Source organism: Algoriphagus yeomjeoni (genome assembly GCF_049821175.1).
GTDB lineage: Bacteria > Bacteroidota > Bacteroidia > Cytophagales > Cyclobacteriaceae > Algoriphagus > Algoriphagus yeomjeoni_A.
Map to the genome: position 1 here is coordinate 453,591 of NZ_CP187512.1, position 16,486 is coordinate 470,076.

At 38.8% G+C, this 16,486-nt stretch carries 17 protein-coding genes; 11 read left to right on the plus strand and 6 right to left on the minus strand.

The genetic code is table 11. The features are described 5' to 3' along the window. Positions 1-35: 35 nt before the first annotated feature. On the plus strand, positions 36-641 hold the full coding sequence (locus ACPUEN_RS01730; RefSeq protein ID WP_425638115.1) for a DUF4870 domain-containing protein: 606 nt from the start codon (positions 36-38) through the stop codon (positions 639-641). A gap of 28 nt (positions 642-669) precedes the next feature. Here the strand turns inward: ACPUEN_RS01730 and cdaA are convergent, their stop codons facing one another. Then, positions 670-1,551, minus strand: a complete 882-nt coding sequence (gene cdaA / locus ACPUEN_RS01735; RefSeq protein WP_111611988.1) for a diadenylate cyclase CdaA — start codon at positions 1,549-1,551, stop codon at positions 670-672. Beyond that, entirely contained in the window at positions 1,548-2,324 is a 777-nt protein-coding gene (gene folP, locus ACPUEN_RS01740; RefSeq protein ID WP_425638116.1) for a dihydropteroate synthase, read from the minus strand. Before folP ends, cdaA begins: the two co-directional genes overlap by 4 nt. 122 nt (positions 2,325-2,446) lie before the next feature. Between folP and ACPUEN_RS01745 the strand changes: the two genes are divergently transcribed. Genes ACPUEN_RS01745 through ACPUEN_RS01755 form a run of 3 tightly spaced genes read left to right on the plus strand, consistent with a single transcriptional unit; the run spans position 2,447 to position 4,618 of the window. Continuing rightward, on the plus strand, positions 2,447-2,992 hold the full coding sequence (locus tag ACPUEN_RS01745; RefSeq protein ID WP_425638117.1) for a DUF1599 domain-containing protein: 546 nt from the start codon (positions 2,447-2,449) through the stop codon (positions 2,990-2,992). Next, complete coding sequence (locus ACPUEN_RS01750) at positions 2,985-4,085, plus strand: BT_3928 family protein (RefSeq protein WP_425638118.1); 1,101 nt, start codon at positions 2,985-2,987, stop codon at positions 4,083-4,085. Before ACPUEN_RS01745 ends, ACPUEN_RS01750 begins: the two co-directional genes overlap by 8 nt. A gap of 2 nt (positions 4,086-4,087) precedes the next feature. Next, positions 4,088-4,618, plus strand: coding sequence for a shikimate kinase (locus ACPUEN_RS01755; protein WP_425638119.1), 531 nt, complete (start codon positions 4,088-4,090; stop codon positions 4,616-4,618). Here the strand turns inward: ACPUEN_RS01755 and ACPUEN_RS01760 are convergent. Both ACPUEN_RS01760 and ACPUEN_RS01765 read right to left on the minus strand, forming a co-directional pair. Further along, positions 4,608-6,113 (minus strand): OmpP1/FadL family transporter, encoded by a 1,506-nt coding sequence (locus ACPUEN_RS01760; RefSeq protein WP_425638120.1) that lies wholly within the window; start codon positions 6,111-6,113, stop codon positions 4,608-4,610. The two genes, ACPUEN_RS01755 and ACPUEN_RS01760, sit on opposite strands and share 11 nt — an antisense overlap. A gap of 180 nt (positions 6,114-6,293) precedes the next feature. Further along, complete coding sequence (locus ACPUEN_RS01765) at positions 6,294-7,628, minus strand: hypothetical protein (RefSeq protein ID WP_425638121.1); 1,335 nt, start codon at positions 7,626-7,628, stop codon at positions 6,294-6,296. A gap of 122 nt (positions 7,629-7,750) precedes the next feature. On the opposite strand from ACPUEN_RS01765, the gene proS reads away from it, so the two are divergent. The 3 genes from proS (at position 7,751) to floA (ending at position 10,810) form a co-directional block, all read left to right on the plus strand. Further along, a complete protein-coding gene (gene proS, locus ACPUEN_RS01770; protein WP_425638122.1) occupies positions 7,751-9,232 on the plus strand; it encodes a proline--tRNA ligase in 1,482 nt (493 codons plus the stop codon). A 98-nt stretch (positions 9,233-9,330) separates the two neighbouring features. Then, entirely contained in the window at positions 9,331-9,789 is a 459-nt protein-coding gene (locus tag ACPUEN_RS01775) for an NfeD family protein (RefSeq protein WP_425638123.1), read from the plus strand. Between the two features lie 31 nt (positions 9,790-9,820). Further along, the gene (floA, locus tag ACPUEN_RS01780; protein WP_425638124.1) at positions 9,821-10,810 is read left to right on the plus strand and encodes a flotillin-like protein FloA; all 990 of its coding nucleotides are present in this window, start codon (positions 9,821-9,823) and stop codon (positions 10,808-10,810) included. A 10-nt stretch (positions 10,811-10,820) separates the two neighbouring features. On the opposite strand, the gene ACPUEN_RS01785 is transcribed toward floA, so the two are convergent. Next, complete coding sequence (locus tag ACPUEN_RS01785) at positions 10,821-12,386, minus strand: WG repeat-containing protein (protein ID WP_425638125.1); 1,566 nt, start codon at positions 12,384-12,386, stop codon at positions 10,821-10,823. A 100-nt stretch (positions 12,387-12,486) separates the two neighbouring features. Further along, positions 12,487-13,752, minus strand: coding sequence for a glutamyl-tRNA reductase (gene hemA, locus ACPUEN_RS01790; RefSeq protein WP_111611977.1), 1,266 nt, complete (start codon positions 13,750-13,752; stop codon positions 12,487-12,489). Positions 13,753-13,948: 196 nt separating this feature from the next. On the opposite strand from hemA, the gene ACPUEN_RS01795 reads away from it, so the two are divergent. The 4 genes from ACPUEN_RS01795 (at position 13,949) to ACPUEN_RS01810 (ending at position 16,480) form a co-directional block, all read left to right on the plus strand. After that, entirely contained in the window at positions 13,949-14,632 is a 684-nt protein-coding gene (locus ACPUEN_RS01795) for a ComEA family DNA-binding protein (protein WP_425638126.1), read from the plus strand. Positions 14,633-14,682: 50 nt separating this feature from the next. Continuing rightward, positions 14,683-15,156 carry a type I restriction enzyme HsdR N-terminal domain-containing protein gene (locus ACPUEN_RS01800; protein ID WP_425638127.1) on the plus strand — a complete coding sequence of 158 codons (474 nt, stop codon included), beginning with the start codon at positions 14,683-14,685 and terminating at the stop codon, positions 15,154-15,156. A gap of 64 nt (positions 15,157-15,220) precedes the next feature. Continuing rightward, the gene (locus tag ACPUEN_RS01805; RefSeq protein ID WP_245947054.1) at positions 15,221-15,934 is read left to right on the plus strand and encodes a Crp/Fnr family transcriptional regulator; all 714 of its coding nucleotides are present in this window, start codon (positions 15,221-15,223) and stop codon (positions 15,932-15,934) included. A 36-nt stretch (positions 15,935-15,970) separates the two neighbouring features. Further along, positions 15,971-16,480 carry a rhodanese-like domain-containing protein gene (locus ACPUEN_RS01810; RefSeq protein ID WP_425638128.1) on the plus strand — a complete coding sequence of 170 codons (510 nt, stop codon included), beginning with the start codon at positions 15,971-15,973 and terminating at the stop codon, positions 16,478-16,480. The last annotated feature ends 6 nt before the right edge of the window (positions 16,481-16,486 follow it).

Genomic DNA, 16,486 nt, shown 5'->3' on the forward strand with positions numbered 1-16,486 from the left:
AAACTACTTTTGAATTCTACAAAATGAACAGGAAAATGGATAGTAAAGCACTTGGCGTAAAATTGAAAGCACTTCGGTTAAAAAATGGATACTCTCAGGATCAATTAGCGGAATCTGCAGGAGTTAGTTTGAGGACAGTCCAGCGAATGGAAAATTCAGAAGCAATTCCTAGGATGGATACAGTCAAACGTCTTTTCCAGATTTTCGGTCTGAGTCCTGATGAGGTACTTGACTGGACTCAAACTGAAGATAAAGGTTATTTACTTGGGATGAATATTTCAGGTTTGATTTTTATAGTCTTACCACTTCTTGGTGTTGTTTTGCCTCTAATACTCTGGATGAGTCGGAAGGATAAAATTGCTGGCGTGAGTGAATTAGGGCGAAGCTTGGTGAATTTCCAACTTACTTGGGCTTTAGTGTATTACTTATGGACTACCTTTTGTCATTGGTTAATTAGTTATTTTAAACTTTCTGGCAATGGTGACGTGAGTCCTGATATTGTATATAATTATTTACATATCAGAGTTGGCGTAATATTTTTCATATACCTGATTGAAATCCTAATGGTCTGCTTGAATACTTATAGAACCAACAAGGGATTAAAAGCAAAGTATTTTCCAAAAATCAATTTCTTGAGATAAAAAAGCCAAATGATCGCCTGTTGTTATTTTATGATGCCGACTTACTGGTCATGGCAAGTTTCCTGCGCTTTTTCAACTCGTACTCTTCAATATCTTCGAAGCGGGAATCAACATCCAAGTTATTCAGGTAATCATTGATCGTCTCTCTGATTTCCTGAAATGACATATTGTGAAGGATCTTTCCGTTTTTTGACATCGATAGTTGCCCTGTTTCTTCTGAGACAATTAATACTATCGCATCTGTTGTCTCGGACATCCCAATAGCAGCTCTATGACGAAGTCCAAATTGCGCAGGCACTTCTCGCTCTGTGACAGGCAAAATGCAGCGAGCGGCTTTGATTTTACCGTTGTGGATGATTACAGCTCCATCATGAAGTGGGCTGTATTTATTAAAAATTGAAATAAGTAATCTTTTTGAAAGCTCTGCATCAAGAATATCTCCGCTTTCTGCATAGAATTTCAATTCAGTACTTTTGGAGATGACCATCAATGCACCAGTATTACTACCCGCAAGAGTTTTGGAAGCATCTATGATCGGACTGATATTGAATAGTGAATTGTCTTTTTTTCTCCAGAAAAATAACATGTCTTTCCAGACATTGTCATCTGATAGGAGGGAGGATCGGCCGATGAGAAGTAAGAATTTTCTGATTTCCGGCGCGAAAATAATAATGGCAGCGATCACACCTACTCCCATGAACTGGCCTAGTATGGCAGATAGCAACTCCATTCGAAGTGCTCTAACCAGTAGATAGATGAGATAGATGGAAAGGAAGCCTAGAAATATTTTAATTGCAACGCTGCCCTTTAGCAGTTTATAAACTTGGTATAATAGGGCTGCCACCAGCGCAATATCGATGATATTGACAATGGAGATGTCTAAAAATCCTATTTTGAAAAGTAAGATCAAGGGTATAAAGTGTTATATAATTTTAATGTTTCGTTAGCTTCTTTAACGTCATGTACTCGTAGTAAGTTTGCGCCTTGACATAATGCAAACATATTTAGAGCTGTGGTACCATTCAGTGCTTCACTAGCTTCTACATTTAAAGCTTTTGATATCATCGATTTTCTCGAAATACCAACCAATACTGGCAATGAAAGCGCTTGAAATTGATGTAGGTTTCTCAGCAAGAAATAATTTTGCTCTAAAGTCTTCGCGAATCCAAACCCAGGATCAATTATTACATCTTTGATGCCAAACTTTTTGAATTGTTCTAGTTTTTCAGCGAAATAATACAATATTTCCCCTAAAATATCTGAATAACTTGTTTTTTTATGCATGTTTTGAGGATTCCCCCTCATATGCATTGCGATGTATGGGACTTGAAGACTGGCTACTGTTGGAATCATTTCCTCATCTAAGTCTCCAGCTGATATATCATTTACGATATGAGCTCCTGATTTTATTGCCTCCTCCGCCACTTTTGCGCGAAAAGTATCAACTGAAATTAAAACATCAGGATAATTGGATGAAATCCATTTTACAGCCGGAATCACTCTATCAAGTTCTTCCTGAATGCTTACTTCCGCAGCACCTGGTCTCGAACTGTAGCCTCCAAGGTCCAGAATACTAGCGCCATAAGTGATATGCGATCTGACTAATTCAGCTACTTTATCCAGAGATTTTTCTGCTCGGCTGCCTTCGAAAAAGGAATCTGGAGTCAAATTGACAATACCCATTAGCTGAGGTCGGTCCCAACAGATTAGCCGGCCATCTATTTGAAGGGTGTTTTTTTGGGGAAATGATTTATCTTCGATTTTAGAAGACTTGCCCGGAAGAGGAAACATTAAATTAAGAGACTTTGGAGACGCAAACGAGTAACGAATATAAGGAAGTTATCAGCAGTTGTAAAGAACTATTTCGTAAGAAGACTATAGATTATGGTACGGCTTGGAGAATTTTTCGCTTACCATCGATTACAGATCAAATTTTCATTAAAGCTCAAAGAATTCGCTCGATTCAGGAAAAAGGAAATCAAAAGGTAAATGATCCGATAGAAGATGATTTCGTCGGAATTATTAATTATTGCCTGATTGCCTTGCTACAAATTAGCTATTCAAAAGATGAGCGGATGGAAATTCCTTTCGAGGAATTAGAACCTGCCTATGACCATTGGGTGAGTGAAACTCGGGGTCTTTTGGAAAATAAGAATCACGATTACGGTGAGGCTTGGCGCGATATGCGGATTAGTTCGATTACGGATATTATTTTAATGAAATTACTTCGTACCAAACAGATAGAAGATAATCAAGGCCAAACCTTGGTATCTGAAGGTATTGAAGCTAACTATCAGGATATGATCAATTATGCAGTGTTTTGTTTGATTAAATTAAATTATCATGTTTAAGCAAGGATTTTTGTGGGTCATTCGATTTATTGTTGGAGGCCTTTTTATTTTTTCAGGACTGATTAAAGTCAATGATCCTGTTGGAACTTCCATTAAGCTGGAAGAGTATTTTGATGTGTTCTCAAATGACATCGCTGGTTTTTTCTATTACCTCAAGCCTTTTGCCTTGGAGTTAGGGGTTTTTCTAGTTGTAGTGGAGGTAGTGTTAGGCATCATGTTGATACTCGGTGTTCGAAGTAAGTTTACTGTTTGGGCACTTGGATTGATGATTCTGTTTTTCACTTTCCTTACATTTTATTCTGCATATTTTAATAAAGTGACAGATTGTGGGTGTTTTGGAGATGCTATTAAATTGACTCCATGGGAATCTTTTTACAAAGATTTGATCCTTTTAGTCCTGATAGCGATTCTATTTTTGTTTCAGGCGGACCTTCCAAAAAGCTCTCCTCGGTGGGCAAAAGTAATAACCATGTCTGCCTTGATTTTGTCTTTTGTACTTGCAATAATAGCTGTTAGAAATCTGCCTTTTATCGACTTTAGAGCTTATAAAGTGGGAGTTAATATCCCTCAAAATATGCAGCCTTCAGCTACGCTAGAATATTCATATGTGATGAAAAAAGATGGTGAGATGCTTACTTTCGACCAATATCCTTCGGATGAAAGCCTGGAATTTGTTGAAATGAATTTGAAGAACCCAGATGCACTTCCTAAGATTTCTGACTTTGCAGTTTGGAATGATGAGGGAGATTTTTCTGAAGAAGTCTTTACTGGGAATAAAGTTTTAATCCTTGTAAGCAGTATGGCAAAGATGAGCGAAGCTAATCTTGGTGAAATTGATCAGTTGGTTCAGTCACTTTCAGGATCACCCGTGCAACCAGTTTTTGTAGCAGCAGCATCTCAGGAAGAGATTAAGCACCTTACTTCATCAAGAGGGTGGAATGTGCTCTCATTGCAGGCTGATGCAACTGTGGTAAAAACGATGATTAGATCCAATCCAGGTATTATGGTATTAAAAGATGGTGAAGTGTTGGCAAAATATCATCATAATAATACCCCAGATGCCAGTGATGTGTTAGATCTATTCATGAAGTAAGAATGGGAAATGACCTGAAAATAGTTTTAGTTGGACTTCCAGGATCGGGTAAAAGTACGTTTGGGAAGCAACTTGCTGCTGTGTTGCAATTCCCTTATTATGATTTGGATACCTTGATAGAAGCAAGGTCTCACATGAGTATTTCTGATATCTTCTCTAAGTATGGAGAAGGAGAGTTTAGGAAACAGGAAACTGAAGTTTTACGAAATTTTTTAAATAGAGAAGAGTCCTATGTTCTAGCATCCGGTGGAGGTTGTCCTTGTTTTAATGATAACATGGATCTGATAAATGAGAAATCAGTATCTGTATACCTGGATGTTCCCCTAGAGGAAATATCTATGCGGCTAGGGTTAGCCAAAGCTCAGAATAGACCAATGTTCTCCGGTTTGGATCAAGGAGAAATCACGTTGAAGTTAAAGAGTTTGCTAGTGGAGAGAGATTATTTCTATCGTCAATCAATAATAAAGCTCAGCGGTGAAGATTTCTCCGCTGAGCTTTTGGTTTCAGAATTGATCCGCTTGCTTAAAAGCTAAGTCCAAGGGTAAGTACCCCATTTATGAGATTGTTTTTGATTTCAGTTGTTGGGCCTATATTACGCCCCTGAGCGTCCAAGACTTGATAGCTGGAATAAAGAGTGTTGAACTTTTGATTTACTAGAGCAAAATCAATGTTCAATTTATTAATTTTCATCCCTATTCCTCCACTAATCTGCTGGGTACTTCTATCATAATCTGACCCTAGAATAGGATCACCGTAATAACCATAACCTCCTCTAAACCTGAAATTACTTGCTTTGTACTCTGCTCCGAATCTGAAGTTGATTGTGCTGGTATAGAGGTTTTGAATTTCTAAATTATCTGGGCCCTCGTCAAAATCTCTTGAATTTAGCCTGGCTGCACTATAATCTACCCAATCAACATCGGCCGAGATGAATCCATTTTTCCCTAAGAAAACTGTAGCCCCACCTCCGATTTTAAATGGAGTGCTAAGGTTGTATGAACTGATAAATAAGTCTGTAAGCTCTTCTTCACGTCCAAGAACAATATTCTCAGGCTCGTAAGTGTAATTATCATAATTCGCTAACATACTCGCACTGTACTCATCGTTGAGAGCGTACCAGGTTGGTGACTGTAAGGTGAAGCCTAAATTCAGATAGTCGATTGGCTTATAAATGACTCCTAAATTAATATTAACGCCTCCGCCATTAATGAAAAGATTTTCTTGAAGGTTGGTGTTAAACAGAGGACCTTCTGGAAATTCTTCATTATAGATCTTTCTAGAATTAAAATTTAATGTTCTAATCCCTACAGATCCGCCAATGAATAACTTATAGTTGAAATTGGCTCCATAAGCGAAGGTGATTTGACTAGAACTCCCTTCTTGAGTGATGTTTTCATCTTGAAACGGTGCGATAAAACCATTGACTGGCTCATATTCTCCTACGATCGCATTTCCATTATTGTCCAAGCGTGGATTTATTTGATAGGTGTTATACGCCATTCCTGTCAACCCAAAATTAGCAACTTGATTTTCAGGAAATCCATTAGCATCCTGAAGATAGAAGTCAATAATAGATGTTTTGCCTGGCTGGTCAGAAAAAAAACCGTACTCGGTATTAAAATTAGCTATTCTTTGAATGCTTATTCCGAATGATCCTCCCTTGAATGCGCCTCTGTCAAATTCGCTTTTAGGTTTTGCTATAACAAAACTCAAATTCGGCAAGGAAAAATTTGTCGTATTATAATTTCTATTTTGACCTAAGTAAGTTGTTTCTACTCCCCAGTCTGTGTAACCTAAGGAGAGACTACCTTCTGACGTTCTGAAAAAACCAAGACCTGCAGGATTACCTGCAATATTGGAAACGTCACCACCAAGTGACCATTGAGTTCCGCCAACTCCCATTATTCTAGCTGTACCAGCGGGTTTAACTAGACTAAATCTGTAAGCATCTTCATAATATCCACTTTGAGCAATAGCGAAAGTAGATGTAATTAGGCAAAAGGATAAAACCAGAATGGATATTCTCATTTAGATTTGATTTGGGTGTAAGAGATAAACGTAATAAGTAGATGAAAATGTTACTATATATTCTTTTTCTTTCTCCAAAATTACTCAATAACATAAAAATTTCCGTGTAAGGCGATAAACGGCGGGAAAAAAATAAGGCAGTGTGATCACTGCCTTAACCTTAATATATATTTTGGGAGTTTAATTTCCTCTACCACCTCGGCTTGAACTTCCGCCTCCTGTACTTCGTGTAGCTCCACCAGTAGAACCAGAACTTCTACTCGGTGAACTCATAGTTGGCATGCTGCTCCTTGTTGGAGTCGTCATCCTACTTGGTGTGACAGTCCTTGTGTTGCTTCTATTATAAGAAGGTGAAGAAGTTCTAGATGGAACATTACTTCTGTTATATGAAGGGCTGGAAGACCTAGTATATGAATTAGGATATGAAGATCTAACTGATCCAGATCTACTAGGATTGATTGAACGAGAATTTATATTTCCAACACTTGGTCTAGCTGATGGCATTGCGCTTCTAGTTCTAGAAACTGGTCTATTCATTGCAGCAGAACTTACATTTCTAGTGCTACTTTCACGTGCACTTGAATTGTAATAATCATTTTGAGAAGAACTGAAGTCTCTGGAACTAACTCTGGAATTATCTGAATTTGAGATTGAACGTCTACCTGTCGAACCATTATTCAATACATCTCTTCTAGCTTGAGCTCTGGCAGTGCTTGGCTGAAGTGCAACATTGGATACTCCAGCGTTTCTAGATGATGCGGCAAAGGATGAACCTCGAGTGCCTCTAGCTCCTCTTACAACTCTACGATCTCCATATTCTCCTCCAGGGAGAACATAAATAGGATTTCTTGGGTACATTGGGAATCCATACATAGGGTAACCAAATCCGCCCATTCCGTACATAGGCATTCCCCATGGGCTCCATGGATCGTAAAATCCTCCGTAGCCAAAACCTGGTCTCATGAAAGGGTTACCGAATCCAAATCCGAAACCAATATTCATACTAAATCCTGGTCTGAAACCAAATCCCATAAATGGGTTGTAAAAACCACCCATTCCCCAAGGATTCATTCCGTACATCATACCCATTCCCATGTTCAAGCCCATATTGAAGGCTGAATTGGAATTAAAATTAGAACCAGAATTATTAACTCGGTAATTGTCGTAGGCATTAATATCAGCATTTCCTTCCTCTCTGCTACTTTCTTCGTCAAAATAAACCACATCGTCTTCTGTAGAATCATCCTCGGATTGATATCTGGCGATATAATCAGGATTCACGTTCCTAGAGCTAAAGCTTTCTTGCGGTATAGCTTCGGTAGAAGTGGTAGAAAGAGTTTGGAATTGCTCAGGGTTATTATTTTGCACAGCATATTCAGTCGCTATTCTAGCATCAGATGCCATGAAATACAAGTTATCACTGCTATCGGTAGTAGCTAATTTGTTAGTGCTACACGAAGCAAGTGCAAGTGACCCTAAGATTAAAGATGTTGTTAGTATTACGGAATTCTTCATAGTAGAAGTTTAATTGTTACTTTCTTATACGGACTCAGAGGTGAAGGGTTATACTTTTTGGTTTATATTTGCCACGCATAAGTTAGCAAAAATAACTATAATCTGTATCTCAACCAACCACAATGAGTAAAGGACTACCTAAGAGAAGCGAGGATTATTCGCTTTGGTATAATGAATTAGTAAAAAAAGCCGATTTGGCAGAGAATTCAGCTGTACGTGGCTGTATGGTAATAAAACCGTATGGCTATTCTATTTGGGAGAAAATGCAGGCTGAGCTTGATCGAATGTTCAAAGAGACAGGTCACTCCAATGCATATTTCCCTCTTTTTATTCCAAAATCTTTTTTGAGTAAAGAAGCTAGTCACGTAGAAGGCTTCGCGAAGGAATGTGCTGTAGTTACTCATTATAGATTAAAAAATGCGGAGGATGGAAGCGGAGTAATAGTAGATCCTGAAGCAAAATTGGAAGAGGAACTAATCGTACGCCCAACTTCTGAAACCGTCATATGGAGCACGTATAAAAGCTGGATTCAGTCTTACCGTGATCTTCCTTTATTAGTCAATCAATGGGCGAATGTAGTACGTTGGGAAATGAGAACTAGGTTATTTCTAAGAACTACTGAATTCCTTTGGCAAGAAGGACATACCGCTCATGCTACTAAAAAAGAGGCAGAGGCAGAGACGCTTCAGATGATGAATGTTTACGCTCAGTTCGCCGAAGATTTTATGGCATTGCCGGTTGTAAAAGGGCGAAAAACTGAAAGTGAGCGATTTGCAGGAGCAGACGATACACTTTGTATCGAAGCAATGATGCAAGACGGGAAAGCACTTCAGGCTGGAACTTCTCACTATTTGGGACAGAATTTCGCCAAAGCATTTGATGTAAAGTTTGCCACTAAAGAAGGAGGTCTTGAATACGTTTGGGGTACTTCTTGGGGAGTAAGCACACGGCTGATGGGAGCTTTGATTATGGCTCACTCCGATGATAATGGGCTGGTACTTCCTCCTAAACTTGCTCCTATCCAAGTCGTAATTATCCCGATCTATAGAAAAGACGAAGAGTTTGATGCGATTAGCGAGAAGGCAAATGAAATAATGGCTGAGCTTCGCAAAGTTGGCGTTTCAGTTAAATACGATAATCGTGATACACATAAGCCAGGGTTCAAATTTGCGGAGCATGAACTAAAAGGGGTTCCGCTTAGAATTGCAATCGGCCCTAGAGATTTGGAAAACGGAACTATTGAAATAGCAAGAAGAGATACCTTGACCAAGGAGCAATTTGAATTGGCTAATCAGCCAATTGCAGAGAAAATTGCTGATATGTTGGAAGAGATTCAGACCAGTATTTACTCCAAAGCTTTCAAATTCAGAACTGAAATGACAACTGAAGTGAATTCATGGGATGAGTTTAAATCTGTTTTGGAAGAGAAAACTGGATTTTTGTCAGCTCATTGGGATGGTACAGCAGAGACCGAAGAGAAAATAAAAGATCTCACCAAAGCTACAATAAGATGTGTTCCTTTGGACAGGAAAGAAGAAGATGGAGTCTGTGTCTTTTCAGGCAAACCTTCCAAAGGTCGGGTTCTTTTTGCAAAAGCTTACTAATCAGGGAGCCCGGTTTTATCCGGGCTTTTTTTATACTAATTCGTAAGAGATAGCTAGGAAACTTGTATTTTACACAACTATTCTTTCACACCTAGTCAATGACAATCGTAGTTTTATCAAGCCTTTTATTAATTGGCCTTATTCTTTTATTAGCGGAGGTGCTTTTTGTGCCCGGAACTACCGTGGTCGGGATTTTTGGACTTGCGGTTAGTTTGGCTGGAGTTGCCTATGCTTTCTTGAGTTTTGAACCTGTAATCGCCTGGTGGATTACTGCTGTAGCAGTAATTTTAAACCTCGCTGCCATCATATATGGATTTAGCTCAGGTGTTTGGAATCGCTTTTCACTTAAGACGGCGATAACAGGAGGAGCTTTTGATGGACGAACAGATAGATTGCAAATAGGAATGCCCGGTAAAACCACATCAGATCTTAAGCCAATAGGAAAAGCTAGTTTTGAAGATGTGGTGTATGAAGTCAAGTCGGAAAATGGTTTTATTCCAGTAGAGACCGAGGTCACAATTATCAAAATCGAAAACAATATAATTTTAGTTAAATAATAATATGGAGGCACTAGACCCATCAAGTTCAATGTTTATTCTTGTCGCTGCTGTGGCGGGAATCGTCTTACTTTTCATCTTTCTGTATTTTGTTCCAGTCAATCTCTGGATCACTGCACAGTTTTCCAATGTAAGAGTCGGAATAGGGGAATTAATAGGTATGAGAATCAGAAAGGTGCCACCTAGCATTATTGTGAATTCTCTAATCACAGCAACAAAAGCAGGTCTTCAATTGACAACAAATGATCTAGAGACTCACTATATGGCTGGAGGTAATATCCCGAATGTGATCAGAGCATTGATCTCAGCTGATAAAGCGAATATCAACCTGACTTTCAAGCAGGCAACTGCAATTGATCTAGCAGGTAGAGATGTGTTTGAAGCAGTTCAGATCTCTGTTAATCCAAAGGTGATCAACACACCTAATGTGGCCGCTGTGGCTGCTGATGGTATCCAATTGATCGCAAAAGCCAGAGTAACTGTTCGGGCAAACATTGCGCAGTTAGTAGGTGGTGCAGGTGAGGAGACTATTCTTGCCAGAGTAGGCGAGGGGATCGTTACTTCTATTGGTTCTGCGGCTACTCATAAAAGTGTACTGGAGAACCCTGACAAAATCTCTAAACTCGTTCTTCAAAGAGGTTTGGATGCAGGAACGGCTTTTGAAATTCTTTCTATTGATATCGCTGATATAGACGTGGGAACAAACATCGGAGCGAAACTTCAAATTGATCAAGCCTCTGCTGATCTAAAAGTAGCCGAAGCAAGAGCTGAAGAGCGACGTGCGATGGCTGTAGCACTTGAACAAGAGATGAAAGCCAAGAATGTGGAAATGAGAGCTAAAGTAGTTGAAGCTGAAGCTGAAGTTCCAAAAGCCTTGGCTGAGGCGTTTCGCTCAGGCAGACTTGGCGTGATGGATTATTACAAAATGGAAAATATCCAATCGGATACTTCTATGCGAGAATCAATTGCAAATTCTGATGAATCGAAAGATTCTGGAAAAGGTAAAAATGAGAAAAAATAAAGAAAGGGGCTTAGGCCCCTTTTTTATTTCTCTTGATTGGATCTTCCAAAACTTGGATCACTGTAGGAACATATCGATCCTTTGTGAAAATCTGATTATTTGTCCAGTCAACTTTGATTTTTTCATAGGCAACAGGGATTATTACTTCACCTACATCATTTATCACTCCAGTGAGTCCGTCTTTTTGAACAATGATAAAATTCTTTCTTTCTCTTCGTAATCCGTCAAATTCTATTGGAATTATTATCTCTCCATTAACATCCAGGAGACCAGTCTTTCCGGATTTTTCTACCAAAAAATAACCATCTGTAGTTCGGGATACATCATCAAATCCAACTGTATTTAAGGGTGAGCCAAAGGAGTTTAACAGGTAATATTGACTATTGGCTTTTGCGATGGCCAATCCTTTCTGAAAAGGCTTGATTTCTTCCCATGTCGGATCAGCTATTAGCACGCCAGAGGAATTGATCAGTCCCCAGTTTAAGCTTGTCTTATAAGCTGCAATATTTTCCGAGAATAATGTAGTCTCTGCATACTGAGGTTTTATGACCCAAGTTCCTGTAGAATTTACAAATCCATAAGCTCCTTTAGATTTTGCTGGAAAAAGTCCCTCAGTTCCAAAATGAATCTCTTCAACATCAAGCATAGGCTTTACCAGCCATCCTTTTTTTCCAAGCAGACCTAGCTTTTCATCTCTGAAATGAACATTATACAAATCCTTACCGATTTTGTCGACAGAAGTAATCCCTACATCATCCAATAAAATCCCACCTTCCTCCATCACACGACGAAGTTTGCCGTGAATATATTCCAACAAAATGTCATTTTCGAAGGTGATCTTGTGGAATGAATTGTATCGGATGTTAGACTTGATGTCATTTCCTTCGATCAGTAAATACTGATCCTGATTAAATCCATAAAAGAAGTTGCCATGTGTGTGTTCTAATGTTTGAATGATTGGATCCAACACGTAGTCTCCTTCTCTATTGATCAAGCCATAAGAACCAGAATCCTTTGCCAGTACAAATTCTCCTTCATTATCAGCTAGGAGTTCATAGGTTTTGTCAGGATTCTTGGAAAATGGCATAGAGTACTCATTTCCTTTTCTGACGATGACCAAACCTGTTTTGGTGATTTTGGCCTCATTTAATTCTCCGAGGTAAGTGGTTTTGTTTTTTCCTCGTTCAAACAACCAATATTCATTCCCTTTGCTAGCCAGCAGCATAGTGAAATAAGTCGCGATTTTGTCGTACTCTAATGGTAAAACCTGCTGTCCATATTCATGAAATGCTCCGATTCCTTTTGGTCCTTTGACAAGAATCCAAGGCTCCAAATATTGATAAATTTCTGTTCCGATTAAAGAAACTGCTGGTCTTAGGTCATTTGAAAGTAAAGAAAGTTCGTTCCCTTTTTTACCAATTTTCACCGTTTCACTTAGAAGCTCTATTTCATCATATATTAAGTGTGACTGAAGTTGAATATTGGTATTATATACCTCCCATGATTGAGAATGAGCTGCCACAGAAATTAAAAATGTGGAAAGTAAACTTACGAGTAGCGTAAAATTTTTATTCATTTAGGTATTGGTTATTCGGAATGGTGCTAAAGGTAAAATGACCAAAGGTTTGATTCAATCCTTTGGTCATTTTTATTAATGAGTGAATGTAGCTAAGACTCTATTCTGATTTTACTTTTTCCAAGTCAAATAAGTCAGAAATTATTTGAATCATTTCTTCGGCTTGATCACGTTGACATGCAGCTCGAAGTTGCACCACAGGAACCTTCAGGATTTTCTGCATCATACTTTTTGTGATTTTATCAATCACGGCATACTCCTTTGAGTCGGCATTCTTCGTGAATCTCGCCATTTCCTCCTGACGGATTTGCTCCAGGGATTGCTTCAGTTTATTGATGGTAGGAGAGGCGATCATTTCTTTTTTCCAGTCAAAAAACTCCTTGATGCTTTCTTCTATGATTTCTTCCACACGGGGAACTGACGCCAATCTTTTTTCCAGTGTCTCTGAAGCCTTACTTCTGATGTTATCTACATTGTATAGTACAACTCCAGGAACATCTTCAACTGAAGTTTCAATGCTTCTAGGTACGGATAGATCGACAAGTAATTTATAACTGTTGATCTCGAATTTGTTCACTAACTCCTTTGTGATAAAAGGCTCTGATCGCTGAATAGAGCTCACGATTACGTCCGCTTCTTCCATCGCTTCTAGGCAATTTTCAAAAGGAACTACTTCAAAGCCCATTTCTGCAGCAATAATTTCTGCTTTTGACTGGGTTCTGTTTGTGATTTTTACTTTAGCTGTAGGAATATGCACCATGTTCTTGGCTACATCTTCACCTATTTCACCGACTCCAATCAAAAGAATTCTTGGTTCAAACGTATTCGAAGTCAAGCTTTCGATCAATTCAATTGCTGCGTAGGACAGAGAGGCTGCCCCATCTCTGAATGCCGTTTCCTGTACAATGCGCTTATTGGTGAAAAAGACCGTATGCATCAAACGATGGAGGAATGGTCCAGTGATATCCAAATCCGCAGATGCCTGATAGGCTCTTTTGATCTGATTTGAGATCTGAATATCTCCCACTACTTGGGCTTCAAGTCCCATCGAAACGCGGAATAAATGACGGATCGCAGCGCGATCATCATTTAGAATTTCAAAATATTCTAAATAATTAACGATATCAACCAGTCCTTTTTCAAGTCCAATAAGCTTGATGATCTCGGTACTGATGTCTTGATCATGGCTGTAATATACTTCCGTTCTGTTACAAGTGGAAAGTATAAGCGTGTCAGTTAAGTTAAAAAAGTCTTTGATTTTCAGTAAGATACCGTGTACAGCCTTTTCATCTAGAGAGATAATTTCTCTGATCTGAACAGGGGCATTTTTGTGGGATAAACTTAGTGCTCTAAAATTGACTTGCATCATAATTAAGCTTGGAATACAAATTTAACAGACATACGCACGGGAAGTGCCCATTTTGTGTAAGGATCTATTAATTTGGAATCTATCTAAATAAGACTACCCTCTTTTTTCAAATTTATTAAGACTATTGATTACTTAATCTAAAACTAGTACCTTATGTTTAGTTGGGTACTTCAATCATTTTTTTTCACATCTTATGAAAGCTAGATTTTTTTATTGGCTCAAAATTTACCTAGGATTTTCGAGTAAAGAATCACGTGGTTTTGTCCTGCTTATTCCAGTTTTGTTATTCTTGGTTCTTTCCACAAGCGTTCTCAAAGAAATCAGAAATGCCAATGCGGAAGATTTTCATATTCAATATTTGGCCACTTTGGATAGTTTACAAGCTTCTGGAGTAGTTCTCGTGGGCTCGCCTAATCCAGTCTTCAACCCCCAAGATACAATCATCACCAAGTCGAACACCAAGCAACTCGACAACCTTAATCGTATTCCTTTTGCTGAAGCGGATTCTGTTACGCTACAAATAGTCCCTGGTATTGGTCAAAGTACAGCCAGCAGAATTGTGAAGTTTAGAGAAAGCTTAGGTGGTCTACATAGTAAGAGTCAGCTCACCGAAGTTTATGGATTGAAGCCGGAAACTATCGAAGCGATCTGGGAGTATTTTGATTTTTCACCAGGAATTTTTAGAAAGATTAGAATAAATCAATTGGAAGTAGACGAGCTGGGTAAGCATCCTTATTTCAGTTATGCAGAAGCCAAGGTTTTAGTGGCTTACCGCAAGCAGCATGGTGATTATCAGTCTTCCGAGGATTTTTTGAAAATTAGAATTTTTAAGCAAGAATGGATAGATAAAATCTCTCCTTATTTAGATTTTCAATAGTTAGTTAATCCCCCTTTTTCCAACTGAGCTATTTTCCGCATCTTTGATCCATGGATTCCAATCTGGATCATATTCAATTGCCCGAACTCAATTTGCCACACTTTGAGCCCCAGCTTCAAGAGAAAGACGGGAGGATGTGGGTATTTGATGCGCTGCGCAAAAAGCATTTAGTTTTGACTCCAGAAGAATGGGTCCGTCAGCATTGGATCAATTTCCTGATCACGCAGTTGAAATTTCCTAAAGGTCTCTTGGCCTTAGAAAAAGGATTGATCTATAATAGTCTGGTGAAGCGAACCGATCTCGTCGTTTGGGATAAAGACGGCAAGCCTTATTTGCTAATTGAGTGTAAAGCTCCAAAGGTGAAATTGACCCAAAAAACAATAGAGCAAGCCTGCATGTATCATAAGGAATTAAAAACGCCGTTTCTAGTCATTAGTAATGGTTTGCAGCATATTTGCCTGAGTTTTAATTCAGTTACAGAGAAGTTTACTCAAGAGAAAAGTTTCCCAGAACCTCCAGTTTAAATGCATTTTTGTAAATTTACCGCTTAGAATTAGCCTCGCAGTTTCCGAATTATTTTATTTAATCATGTCCAAGAATCCTTCCATTCATCCCTGTGATCTTTGTGCCAGCCGGAAATTCTCCATGTTTTCCGACCTTACCGAAGAGCAGGCCTGCAATATTTCGGATAACAAAAATATGATTTCACATCGCAAAGGGCAGGTGCTTTATTACGAAGGAGCAAAACCTTTGGGCGTTTTTTGTGTAAATTCTGGAGTCGTAAAAGTTTATAAAACTGCATCCAACGGGAAAGAGCAGATTATTCACCTCACAAACAAAGGTGGACTTCTAGGATACTCGGCTTTACTTGGTGAAGAAAATTACAGCAACTCAGCCATGGTGATCGAGGACGCAAAAATCTGCTTTATTCCTAAAGAGCCTTTCCTCAAAACCATTATTAGCAGCGGACCATTTTTCACCAAACTCACAAAAGCACTCAGTCAAGAAATCGGAGTGATGGAAGAAAAACTGGTAGATGCTTCGCAAAAGAGTATCCGGGAGCGTTTGGCTTATTTACTGTTGCAGCTTGCCAGCTCATATGGACTGGATGGTTCAGAACCTCAGCAGATTAATTTGGTGCTGAGTCGGGAGGAATTGGCAAGTCTAATTGGAACAGCTACAGAATCAGTAATTCGCCTTCTATCTGAGTTCAAAAAGGATAAGCTGATTGACCTGAAAGGAAAGAAAATCATTATTCTGGATAAAAGCGGACTAGTGAAGCTTTCTGATTTTTATGCCTGAAATGAACAGCAATCAGGTTTTTGGAGTTGAGGCAATATGAAAGCAATATTAACCCCTTTCCTTCTTGCACTAATTTTATTTGTAAGCTCCTGGGCTATTTCACCCATTGCAACTGCCCAATCAGTAGCTTACAAAGGCTTACTTTTTACAATTTATGATTCTGATTTTCCAGTTTTAAAACCCGATCAGGTTTCTGACTTATCAAAGTTTCAGGTGTTGGATACTCGAGAAAAGGAAGAGTTTGCTGTTAGTCATCTGAAAGGTGCAAACTGGGTTGGATACGATACTTTTTCTATGAATAATGTAGCTGCTTTGGATAAAAATAAGCCAGTTTTAGTCTATTGTACAGTAGGAGCACGATCTCAGGAAATAGGTAAAAAGCTTAAAGAAGCAGGTTTCAAACAAGTTTTTAATCTCTATGGAGGATTGATCCAATGGGCAAATGAAGATAAACCTATTTTTCACGAGGGCTCTCCAACTCATCAAGTTCATACCTATTCCAAATCCTGGGGGATTTGGCTGAATAAGGGAGAAAAGGTTTATTAATTCCTG

Coding starts and splice junctions, on each gene's coding strand:
- ACPUEN_RS01730 (WP_425638115.1), top strand. CDS start 36: ATGGATAGTAAAGCACTTGGCGTAAAATTGAAAGCACTTCGGTTAAAA.
- folP (WP_425638116.1), bottom strand. CDS start 2,324: ATGGGTATTGTCAATTTGACTCCAGATTCCTTTTTCGAAGGCAGCCGA.
- ACPUEN_RS01750 (WP_425638118.1), top strand. CDS start 2,985: ATGTTTAAGCAAGGATTTTTGTGGGTCATTCGATTTATTGTTGGAGGC.
- ACPUEN_RS01755 (WP_425638119.1), top strand. CDS start 4,088: ATGGGAAATGACCTGAAAATAGTTTTAGTTGGACTTCCAGGATCGGGT.
- ACPUEN_RS01760 (WP_425638120.1), bottom strand. CDS start 6,113: ATGAGAATATCCATTCTGGTTTTATCCTTTTGCCTAATTACATCTACT.
- ACPUEN_RS01765 (WP_425638121.1), bottom strand. CDS start 7,628: ATGAAGAATTCCGTAATACTAACAACATCTTTAATCTTAGGGTCACTT.
- proS (WP_425638122.1), top strand. CDS start 7,751: ATGAGTAAAGGACTACCTAAGAGAAGCGAGGATTATTCGCTTTGGTAT.
- ACPUEN_RS01775 (WP_425638123.1), top strand. CDS start 9,331: ATGACAATCGTAGTTTTATCAAGCCTTTTATTAATTGGCCTTATTCTT.
- floA (WP_425638124.1), top strand. CDS start 9,821: ATGTTTATTCTTGTCGCTGCTGTGGCGGGAATCGTCTTACTTTTCATC.
- ACPUEN_RS01785 (WP_425638125.1), bottom strand. CDS start 12,386: ATGAATAAAAATTTTACGCTACTCGTAAGTTTACTTTCCACATTTTTA.
- hemA (WP_111611977.1), bottom strand. CDS start 13,752: ATGCAAGTCAATTTTAGAGCACTAAGTTTATCCCACAAAAATGCCCCT.
- ACPUEN_RS01795 (WP_425638126.1), top strand. CDS start 13,949: ATGAAAGCTAGATTTTTTTATTGGCTCAAAATTTACCTAGGATTTTCG.
- ACPUEN_RS01800 (WP_425638127.1), top strand. CDS start 14,683: ATGGATTCCAATCTGGATCATATTCAATTGCCCGAACTCAATTTGCCA.
- ACPUEN_RS01805 (WP_245947054.1), top strand. CDS start 15,221: ATGTCCAAGAATCCTTCCATTCATCCCTGTGATCTTTGTGCCAGCCGG.
- ACPUEN_RS01810 (WP_425638128.1), top strand. CDS start 15,971: ATGAAAGCAATATTAACCCCTTTCCTTCTTGCACTAATTTTATTTGTA.